The 9876-nt window shown below is 71.7% G+C and carries 7 protein-coding genes and 3 pseudogenes; 2 read left to right on the top strand and 8 right to left on the bottom strand.

Going from position 1 to position 9876, the window contains the following annotated elements; all coding sequences use genetic code 11:
• Positions 1-24: 24 nt before the first annotated feature.
• The 5 genes and pseudogenes from KIS93_RS55685 to KIS93_RS55705 all read right to left on the bottom strand — a co-directional run.
• Complete coding sequence (locus tag KIS93_RS55685; RefSeq protein WP_080039184.1) at positions 25-873, bottom strand: hypothetical protein; 849 nt, start codon at positions 871-873, stop codon at positions 25-27.
• Between the two features lie 140 nt (positions 874-1013).
• On the bottom strand, positions 1014-1334 hold the full coding sequence (locus tag KIS93_RS55690) for a hypothetical protein (RefSeq protein WP_080039185.1): 321 nt from the start codon (positions 1332-1334) through the stop codon (positions 1014-1016).
• A gap of 83 nt (positions 1335-1417) precedes the next feature.
• A complete protein-coding gene (locus tag KIS93_RS55695) occupies positions 1418-3157 on the bottom strand; it encodes a ParB/RepB/Spo0J family partition protein (protein WP_080039186.1) in 1740 nt (579 codons plus the stop codon).
• A gap of 149 nt (positions 3158-3306) precedes the next feature.
• Positions 3307-3768 carry a hypothetical protein gene (locus tag KIS93_RS55700; RefSeq protein WP_080039187.1) on the bottom strand — a complete coding sequence of 154 codons (462 nt, stop codon included), beginning with the start codon at positions 3766-3768 and terminating at the stop codon, positions 3307-3309.
• A gap of 384 nt (positions 3769-4152) precedes the next feature.
• Positions 4153-4512, bottom strand: a pseudogene (locus KIS93_RS55705) (transposase); the annotation flags it as partial.
• Here KIS93_RS55705 and KIS93_RS55710 point away from each other — a divergent pair.
• On the top strand, positions 4457-4804 hold the full coding sequence (locus KIS93_RS55710; protein ID WP_186405036.1) for a hypothetical protein: 348 nt from the start codon (positions 4457-4459) through the stop codon (positions 4802-4804). The pseudogene KIS93_RS55705 and the gene KIS93_RS55710 overlap by 56 nt on opposite strands.
• A 470-nt stretch (positions 4805-5274) precedes the next feature.
• On the opposite strand, the gene KIS93_RS55715 is transcribed toward KIS93_RS55710, so the two are convergent.
• From KIS93_RS55715 to KIS93_RS69385, 3 genes and pseudogenes are all read right to left on the bottom strand, one after another.
• Positions 5275-8931 carry an NACHT and WD repeat domain-containing protein gene (locus KIS93_RS55715; protein WP_155127495.1) on the bottom strand — a complete coding sequence of 1219 codons (3657 nt, stop codon included), beginning with the start codon at positions 8929-8931 and terminating at the stop codon, positions 5275-5277.
• 156 nt (positions 8932-9087) lie between these two features.
• Complete coding sequence (locus KIS93_RS64040) at positions 9088-9510, bottom strand: tyrosine-type recombinase/integrase (protein ID WP_329607727.1); 423 nt, start codon at positions 9508-9510, stop codon at positions 9088-9090.
• Positions 9429-9752: pseudogene (locus KIS93_RS69385) on the bottom strand (tyrosine-type recombinase/integrase); the annotation flags it as partial. The pseudogene KIS93_RS69385 and the gene KIS93_RS64040, both read right to left, overlap by 82 nt.
• Between KIS93_RS69385 and KIS93_RS66785 the strand changes: the two are divergent.
• Positions 9636-9876 (top strand): annotated as a pseudogene (locus KIS93_RS66785) (hypothetical protein); the annotation flags it as partial. The pseudogenes KIS93_RS69385 and KIS93_RS66785 overlap by 117 nt on opposite strands.

A 9876-nucleotide genomic window follows, 5' to 3' on the forward strand; every position in this document is an offset into this window, starting at 1 on the left:
TCTCGGATGGATCGCCGATGGTGGTCAGGCGGCGCGCAGCAGTGGAAAGGGCGGGCGTTCAAGCGCGTCCGGCTCGCGGGTCGGGGCGGGCGCGAGCGGGTGCCGGTGTGCGAGTGCTTGCGCGAGGTCGGGGGTGTCGAGGGTCGGCAGGTCGATGACGGCGGCGGTGAGGTTGTCCAGCGCGCCGGCGTGCGTGGCGGCGTCGATGAGCTGCGCGCAGGTCGTGGCGGCCGGGGTGTCGCGGCGCAGGAGCCGGGACAGGTTGTCCGTGCCGAGCGGCAGAGTGAGGCTGTCGGAGCACAGCAGGAGCCGGCGGATGTCGAGGATGCGCTCGTCGTGGTGGCCGGGGCCGGGCGGTTCGCGCCACACCTGCCGGCGCCGCACGGGACCGGCCGCGTGCGGGGGCCGGGTCCGCTGGTGCGGGCTGGCGTGGATCAGCGCGTGCAGGGCGAGATCGGCGGTCAGGGCGAAGGCGTTGACGCTCTCCCCCGTCCAGCACAGGTCGATCGTCCAGTCGGTGATCACGGCGGTGAGGAGCGAGGTGACGATGCGGGTCATCTGCGAGGGGAAGGGCAGGCTCTCGTCGGCGACGCTGGTTTCGAGGGCGGATCGGCCCGCGTAGAGGCCGGCGGCGGCGTTGGCGGTGTGGGCGGCGGCGACCGCGGAGACTTCGGCGGCGATCCGGGCGTGGGCGCGGGCGCGCTCCTTGTCGCCATCGGGGCTGTCGCCTTCGCAGATAGCTACGGCGAAACCGGCGCGGTATCCGGCCACGCACGCGCGGTGGACGTTCCACGGGTGCGGGCCGGGGTCGGACCGCAGGGCGAGTTCACCGCCGATGGACAGCGGTAGATGACGGGTGTACGTGCTGGACATCGAACTCCTTTGTGGGCATGACGAAGGGGGCGCCGCCGGTCATGGCCGGGCGCGGGGCGGGGAATGGCGGACGGTGATGTACGGGGTGATCAGCCCGGCCTGGGCCGTGTTCGGCCGGATCGGTACCGGCGATCGAGTCGTCACGGCTGGCTCGGTGGTGGTGCGAGGTGGGCAGCGGCCAGCAGGGCTTGGGCGTGCTGGCGCAGTGCCGGATCTCCGATCTGGTCGATGGTGTCGTAGCGTCCCGTCCAGTCGCCGCCGCGGCTGCTGTCGTGCACGGCGTCGGCGTGGTCGAGGAGCATCACGCACCCGCATTCGCCGCTGCAGGGTTGAAACAGGTGGATGGTCCAGGTGGCCCGACAGGCGCTGTCGCCGCGGGTGCAGGCCCGGCAACCGGCGTGGGCGAAGTCTTGGGCCGACTCCTTGATCTGAAAGAAGTACCGGGGTGCGGTGTCGGTCATGGTGGTGCGGCTCTTTCCGGGGATAGGGCCGGTCTGGTCCTGGTCCGCAGCGCCCAGGGCCAGACCGGAGCTTGCGGGAGGGGTCAGGCCGCCTGTGCGTCGCCGAGGTCGCCGGGAACGGCCGTCTCCGTGAGAGAGGTCACCTCGGCCAGGTCCTGGCGGGCAGAGCTGGCAGGAGCGGGATCGTGTGGGAGGATCGGCTCGTCATCGGTCGACGGCGCGGGCTCGCTCGCCTCGACCGGGGCGCTGCCGTGCTCGATGATTGCGGCCTCGTCCGGCTCCGGTGCGGGTTCGGTGGGCTCCTCCCCCGCGATGTCGGTCTGGTCGGCTGGGGCATCGCCCCGGTACGGGGTGCCGTCGATCAGTGCCCGCTCGATCGGGGCCGGCTGGTAGGGCTGCAGCGTGCGCGTGCCGAGCTCCGGCCCCAGCGTGTCGACCAGGAACCGCAGCCACAACGCGGCATCGGCCCGCGAACAGGGGCTGTACTTGTCCGGCCGCCAGGTGTTCTTGCAGTCCTGGCCGGCCTTGGTCATCTGGTGCTCGAAGGCCACCGCGATGAGCCGCAGCATCATCATGGCCTGCTGCCCGCTCGAGGCTCCGCGCAGCGCCTGGTCGAGGTCTGCCGGGCCGCCGAACTGTGTATACAGCGGGCTGCGGTGCGCCGCGGTCAGGAAGTCGCGGACGGGGCCGGGCATGTCCAGCAGCATCCGGGTGACGAAGGGCAGCACCGGCTTGGGGGCGTTCTTGCGCTGGAAGAACTCCGCCAGCCATTGCTGCCGGAGGGTGCCGGCGCGCGGCCAGGCGGCGCGCCCCTCGATCACGATCTTCCGGGACGGCTCGTCTCCACGAGGCTGAGCAGATCCGCTGGATGCGGAGGCCGCCGCTGTAGGGGGCGTGGGCTCGCGTGGGGTGTAGCCGTGTGCGGCGGGGGTGGTGCAGTAGTACTCCGGCTGGGTCTTGTTGTAGCTGTAGAAGAACGCGCCATGCCCGGCGCAGGAGGCGTGCCGGGCCGGGTCGGGGTCGAAGCCGTCGACGAGGCGGGCCAGGCTGTCCAGCAGCAGCGCGTCCGGCGGCCGGGATTCGGTGACGCGGACGCCGTCCTGCTCCAGCTCGGCGATGAGCCGGTTCTGGGCGGCTTGCTCTGCCAGCTCGTCGCGAACGGATTCGACGGCGTAGGCGACGGGGTGTCCCCAGTCGATGCGCTGCTGGATCTTCGCCAGCGCCCGCTCGTCGCCGTCGAACTCCGCCAGCAGCGCGACATCGTCCAGCGTCCAGGCGTGTTCCATGGCCTGTGCGGCGCGCCTGGTCTGCTCGCTGAGCTTGCCGGCCTTGATGCCGGCCGTGATCTGCTGTTTGGTACGGCCGGTGCGCTGGCGCAGCTCGGTCCGGCTGGCGCCTGCCTGATGCGCTTGGAAGAGGGCCTGTGCCTGTTCGAAGGCCGACAGCGGAACGCGGAAGTCACCGTCGTTCTCGACGAGCTGGTCGATGAACAGGCCCGCCCGGTCCCCCACCATGGTGAGGTCGACCAGGCACAGCATCGTCTCCAGCTGGAGCTTGCGTCCTGCCTCCAGGCGGCGGTTGCCCTTGATCACCCAGAAGAGGAACTCCTCCTCTCCCTCCTGGCGGTCGTAGTCGTCCGGGATGGGGATCGCGGTGAGTACGACCTGCTGCTTGGCGAGCAGCGACTTGCAGAAGGCGGGCGTGATGCCGTAGTCCTCGCGGACGTTGTCCGGGAAGTGCGTCAGGTACTTCAGCGGGATGCGCAGCAGGTGGAGGTTGTCCGGCTGGGCGATATCCGGCAGATGCAGTGGAACCGTCGACACGAGACGAAACTCCCTTCAGCAGGGGTGGACAAAAAGGTGATCGTGGAGTGGCCTCACGGGGTGCGAGATTCCCCGCGGCGCTCGTTCAGGTCGGGGCATGCGGACGAGCGGCCCCCAGAGGAGCAGGGGGCCGCTCGCGTGGCGGGACGTCAGCCGGCGGGAACGGACTGCGCCGGGTCTTCCTCGGTGGCGGGAGTCGCCGCGCCCTGGGCCAGGCGGGGTGAGGAGGCCGGCGGCCAGGTGCCGACCTGCTGTCGCACCGGGTCATAGCGGGTGGACATGGCCAAGGTCTTGGCGACCACCTGGACGACGCCGCGGACGATCGGCCTGTTGTGGCGATCCTTGCTCTCGTAGGCGCGGGCGGTCAGATCGCGGCCCTGGACGGTGATCACGTGGCCGACGTGGTAGGACTCGCTGGCGCGGATGGCGTCCAGCCCGTACGCGATCACCTCGATCCGGCGGGTCGGCACGCAGGTGCCGTTCCGGCCCTGCGTCGGCGGGCCGGCCACCTCGATCAGGGCCGACCACATGGGCGGCTTGTCGTCGCCGGCCGGCCAGAACTTCGGGTCGTATGCGATGCGTCCGGTGAAGCTGATCTGCATGTCGTCCATGTGCGCTCCTTGGCCTGGTGCGGCGCAGTGCCGCATCACCTGCGTCTGGACGGGCGGGGCGCCTGCGTGTGTGGGGCTCCCCGTCCCGGCGAGCCGAGCCAGCGACGCCGGGACCGGCTCCGGCAATCCGGGTGGTGTGGGGGGTTGAAGATGTTTTGCGCCAGCAAAAGATCTTGAAGCCGCCACACTCGCCGCCCAAGCTCTCGTTCGGGCGAGAACCCGGATTGCCGGAGCCGGGGACGGGGGCGCATGATCGGCACGACCGGGACGGGGAGCCCCACCGCAGGCGGCACCTGATCCACGCAAGGGCAGGTGAGAGGCAGCCCGTACTTCTGCTCGCACTTCGACGACGCGGTGTGCACTGCGACGTGCTTAGACGGTGACTCATTTGGCGAGCCGGTGGTAGCAAATGAGGGCGGCGAGGGCGACGAAGGACGCGAAGTGGTCGGCCCGGCGCTCGTAGCGCCGGTGTAAGCGGCGGCAACCGGCAAGCCAGGAGACGGCTCTCTCCACCACCCAACGATGGCGTCCCAGCCGCTGACTAGACTCGATCCCTCGGCGGGCGATGCGCGGGATGATGCCCCGGCCGCGCAGGAAGGACCGCAGGTCAAGGCAGTCATAGCCCTTGTCCCCGTGGAGCTGGCCGGGCCGGCGGCGTCGTGGCCCGCGGCGGGAGCGGATGGGCGGGATGCTGCGCACCAGCGGTTCCAGCGCAACGCTGTCGTGGAGATTGGCCGCGCTGATCGCCGGCGGCGACGATCTGGCGGGCGTGCTCGGCTTGTGTGTGCAGGGCGTCGGCGGTGATGACCATCGCGGACAGGTCCAGGCCGCACAGCAGGGGTGCGAAGGCGGGGATCTCGTTGCTCTTGGCCTCGACCTGCCGCTGGGCGAGTACGATCTGGGTGTCATGCCGGATGGCGGCCGGCAGGTGAGTGACGCCGTCGCCGGTGCGGCTGCCGCGCAGAGTCTTGCCGTCCACGGCCAGGCCGAGCAGGGGTGTTTTGGCGGTCGCGGTCGTCGGGGCGGTCGTTTCTAACGGGTGGCCGGTGGTCAGCGCGGAGAGGTAGGCGCAGGTCGCGGCGTCGAAGGCATCGCCGCCAGGCGGGCCAGCAGCCGCCCGAGGGTGCTGGCGGCCAGCCGGGTGGTGGCCGGGAGCCCGAGCTGGGTGCGCAGGCCGGGGTCGTGTCCGGCAATGAACCGGGTGATTTTGACAGGGATGTCGCTCCGCTGAGGACGGCGAGCAGGGATATCGCGAGCAGCGCCGGGCCCAGTCGGTAGTGACGTCCTCGGCGGTGACGCGGGTCGGGTACGGCCTCCAGCATCCCGGCCAGTCGCCCCCGTTCAGAGCACGGCCGAGGAGATGGCCATGAGGAAGGAGAGGGTTGCGATGCGTAGTAACCGAATCATCATCTGGAGGTTCACGGCACGATTGTGTGAGTCGAGTCCTGGGCGGACCAGGGCGTCCACCGGACATAAAGCGGCCATTCGCCCAGCGGAGACCAGCGGTCACGGGCACACCTGCCGGAACTCCTCCCCCTCCACATAGCGCCGCCACTCGGTGCGGGTGAAGGAGCGGCCCGCCTGCGCGCACACCGCGGCGGCCGGGTCGGCGGGCGCGGCGACGTTCCACAGCCGCAGCGTCAGGTCGGCGCTCACCGTGGCGAGCGTGGTCCCGTCCGGGCTGAAGGCCACGTCGGCCACGGTCTTCGTGTGACCGGTCAGCGCGGGGCCGATCTGGCGGAGAGTCGGTACGTCCCACAGTCGCACGGTGCGGTCACCCGAGCCGGTGGCGAGGATCCTGCCGTCGGGGCTGAACGCCATCGCGCTGACGGAGTTGGTGTGACCGGTCAGGATGATCCCGTTCTGGCGCCGGGTCGCCACGTCCCACAGCCGCACGGTGCCGTCGGCCGCCGTGGTGGCCAGGAGCTTCCCGTCGCCGCTGAAGGCCAGGGCGCTGTGCTGATCGGTGGCCGCGCCGCGCAGCGGTTCCCCGAGCTGGCGGCGGGTGGCGACGTCGAACAGCCGGACGGTCAGGTCGCTGCCGGCCAGCGCCAGGATGGAGCCGTCGGGGCTGAACGCCTTCGCGGGCACGAAGCTCGTGTGGTCCTTGACGATGATGCGCGGTCCGGTTTCGTGGCGGCCCACGACGTCCCAGAGCGCGACGGATCCGTCGTGGCCGGTCAGCGTCCAGAAGGCGCTGAGCCCGCCGTCGGCGCTCAGCTCGCCGAAGGAGCGGAGCCTGTCGGCGCGGCCGAGCTGGCGGCGGGTGGCGGCGTCCCACCGCCGGATGACGCCGTCGGTCCCGGCCGTGGTGAGCGTCCTGCCGTCACGGCTGAACCTGATGGCGCGGGCGCCGGCCCATTCGCGGGGCAGCGGATCGTCCTCGGGGAGCAGGCGCCGGCCTGACTCGCGGCGGGTGGCGACGTCGTAGAGCCGGACGGCGCTGTCCTTGCGGTCGGCGCCCATCGCGATCACGGGGTCGGCGACTGCCAGGGTCTTTCCGTCGGGGCTGAAGGCGACGTCGTACGTGCCGGGCATCGCCGCGCCGAGCTGTCGGTGCGCCGTCGGGTCCCACAGCCACACCTGGCCGTCGACGTCGGCGGCCGCGAGCGTCCTCCCGTCGGGGCTGAACGCCAGCCGCTCGTTCCAGAACCGCCTGTTGGTCAGCGGATCGCCCACCTGCCGGCGGCTCGTGGTGTCCCACAGCCTGGTGTAGCCGTCCCTGCCGCCGGTGGCGAGCCGTGTCCCGTCCGGGCTGAAGGCCACCGTGTAGAAGCCGAGGTCGCTGCCCGTTCCCTCCAGGACGCCGCCGATCTGCTCGTGGGTGGTCAGATCCCACAGCCGGGCGGTCCGGTCGGCGATGCTGACCGTCGCGAGCGTTCCGCCGTCCGGGCTGAGGGAGATGCCGCTGATGTCGCCGGCGTGCCCGGTCAGCGCCTTGCCCAGCTGTCGGCGGGTGGCGAGGTCCCAGACGCGGGCGGTGTCGTCGGCGCCTGCGGTGATCAGGCGTCCGCCGTCCGGGCTGAAGGCCACCTGAGCGATGGAGTTGCGGACGGACGCGTGGTCGGCGCGGCCGATGGGTGCTCCGGCCTGCCGGCGTTCGACGGTGTCCCACAACCGCACGGTGCCGCTCGCGGTCGCGGTCGCGAGGGTCCTGCCGCTCGGGCTGAACGCCATCGCAGTCACCCCGTCCACGACGTCCATCGGGCGTCCCAGCGGCCGGCGGGTGGCCACGTCCCAGAGCACGACCTCGTGGAAGCAGGCTGTGGCCAGCACTTTCCCGCTGGGGCTGAAGGCCGCCTCGAACCCGAAGACGCACAGACCGTCATGGACGATCGGGTCTCCGAGCTGCCGGCGGCTCGCCGCGTCCCACAATCGGACGGTGCCGTTGTAGCCGGTCGCGATGATGGACCCGGTGGGGCTGAACAGCAGCTGGTCGATGGAGGTGTCCTGGGTGGGGAAGATCCCCCTGTCGGGGCGGGCCGCCACGTCGAGCAGGCGGCGGCGCGTCTCGGGCGTCTCGGCCAGCCGCCACGCCGTCACGGCCAGCAGCGCGGAGGTGACGGGATCGTCGGTGACCTCGCTTTCCATGGCGAGCCGGCGCGATGCCGCCAGTTGCCGCTGCTGGACTGCCAGCAGGCGCTGCCGGTCGGCGTTGTTCGCCGCGTTCACGGCGATGCCGGCGGCCAGCAGGGCGAGCACCGACAGCGTGGCCAGCCCGGCCATGACGAAGGCGCGGCGCCGGCCCGCCCGCCGCGCGGCCCGGGCGGACGCCGCGACGAAGGCGCTCACGACCGGGCCGGGCGGCGGGAAGCTGCGCGGGTCGCGCTCCCAGCGGGGCCGGCTGTCCTGTACGGCCAGCAGCCGGGCTCCGCGGTAGAGGAAGGCGGGGTCGCGGTGGTTGTCGGCCCACTGCCCGGCGTCCTCGATGAGCCGGTCGTACACCGCGTGCGCGGTCAGGTCGGGTTCGAGCCACTGCCGCAAGGTGGGCCAGGCGGTCAGCAGGGCGTCGTGGGCGATCTCCGCGTGGTCCTCGTGCAGCGTGATCAGGCGCAGTGCGGCGAACGCCGACAGCAGCTCCCCGACCCGCGCCTTGCGCTGCTCCGAGTCCGCGGCCGCGGCGGCGTGCAGCTCGGCCCAGGTCGCGCCGCGCCGCACCATCCGCCCGCCGGAGGTGATCAGCGTCATCCGCCGGAACATCCGCAGCGTGGCCTTACGATCATCCGGTGGCAGCCGGTCGAGCACCTCGTCGGACGTGCGCTGCACGGAGGCGCGGACCTGCCCGGAGTCCTCGTACCCGCGGATGGTCAGTCTGCCGTTCTCGCGTCTTTCCCAGGTGTTGAGCAGGGCCTGCGACAGCAGCGGCAGGGAGGCGGCCTCGAAGCCGTCGCCGGCGCGCACCTCACGCAGGATGATGTCGACCAGGCCGGGCTCCAGCTCCAGGCCCACGGCGGCGGCTGGACCGGTGATGGCCAGCCGCAGGTCCGGCTCCGCCATCGGCTCGACGATCACCTGGCCGTCCTGGATGGCCCCGGCGAGCTGGGGGTAGGCGGCGCAGCGGTCCCAGTAGTCCGCGCGCACTCCGATGATCACCGCGGCGCCGGCTCCGGCCAGGGCGTGCAGGGTCCGGACGAACGCCTGGCGCTCCCGCTCGTCGCTCACCAAGGTGAACAGCTCCTCGAACTGGTCCACCACCAGCACGAGTCGCCCATCCGGCGGGCCGTCCTCCTCCGCCCGCTCCCGCACTCCTCCGCCGTCCTCTCCCGGCCGCGGCCGCACCCCCTCGCCGGCCTCCTCCGCACGCGCTCGTAATCGCCGGCCGGCCTCCTCCGCGCCACCGCCGTACGCCTGCGCCCAGGCTTCGGCCAGCGCGCGAAACGGCTCGGCGGTCGGGGTGACCAGCAGGCGCGGCCAGCTCCGCGATCCGGGCGGCAGCGGCGTGTCCTGCGCGAGCGCCGGCATCACCCCCGCCCGCAGCAGCGACGACTTGCCCACGCCCGACGCCCCTGAGACGAGCAGGATGCAGCCGCCCTCCCGCAGCCGGGGCGCGAGCCGCTCCAGCAGGTCGCGGACCGCCCGCCGTCGCCCGAAGAACAGCTCGCTCCGGTCGCTCTCGAACGGCGCGAGCCCCTGGTAGGGACACACCTCATCCGGGTCACGCACCGCACCGACCGCCTCGCGGGACCAGAACCCGGCGGATGTCGCCGATGTCTCCCTTCCCCATGGCCCTCATTCTGGGTGCGCACCGCCGCGCCGATCAACGTCGCGGCGTCCTCACCCCCGGAGCACCGTGCAGGCTGGCCTGACGGCCGGTCATCATTACAGGTTCTCGAGGAAGGCGAGCAGGCTGTCGGTGGGTTTGTAGCGGGTCGAGCGAGGTTCGTGGAGGACGGTGCGGGCGAGGGCTCGTTCTTTGAGGGCCAGGTCGGCGTGGAGATGGATGTCCGTTGATTTGGGGTTGGCGTGTCCGAGCCAGAGGGCGATGGTGGCGGTATCGATCCCGGCCTGGGGCAGGGCCATCGCGGCGGAGTATCGCAGGGTGTGCGGGGTGACGTTCTTGGTGGCGAGGGTGGGCAGGTTGCGGTGGCGGTGGGAAGGTGCTTGGCGAGCAGGTCGGCGACGGCGTCTCGGCTGAGGTGCTGTCCCGTGCGGGTAGGGAACAGCGGGTCGGTGGGGGTGGCTTGCCGATGAGTGATCCATTGCTGGAGCAGCTGGGCGGTGGGTTTGGTCAGCGGGGTGCATCGTTGTTTGCGGCCTTTGCCGGTGCAGCGTAGGTGAGCTCCTGTCTCAAGGACGGCGTCAGGGCAGGTCAGGGTGATGAGCTCGGAGACGCACAGGCCAGTTTGAAGTGCGGTGAGCAGCAGTAGGTGATCGCGCCGGCCGAGCGGGGCGGCGCGGTCTGGGGCGGTCAGGAGCGCGTCGGTCTCAGGGCGGGTGAGGAAACAGACCTGGGTGAAGTCGTGGCGTTTGTGCCGGATGGCCAGGACGCGCTGGATGAGCAGGGCGTGTTCCGGGCAGCGGAGGGCGGCGCAGCGGAACAGGGAGTGCACCCCGGTACCGGGGGACTCCTCGGTGCCCGTTACCTCGGCGCCCGTCAGGAGATCCACG

It is taken from the genome of [Actinomadura] parvosata subsp. kistnae (genome assembly GCF_900323885.1).
Classification (GTDB): domain Bacteria; phylum Actinomycetota; class Actinomycetes; order Streptosporangiales; family Streptosporangiaceae; genus Nonomuraea; species Nonomuraea composti.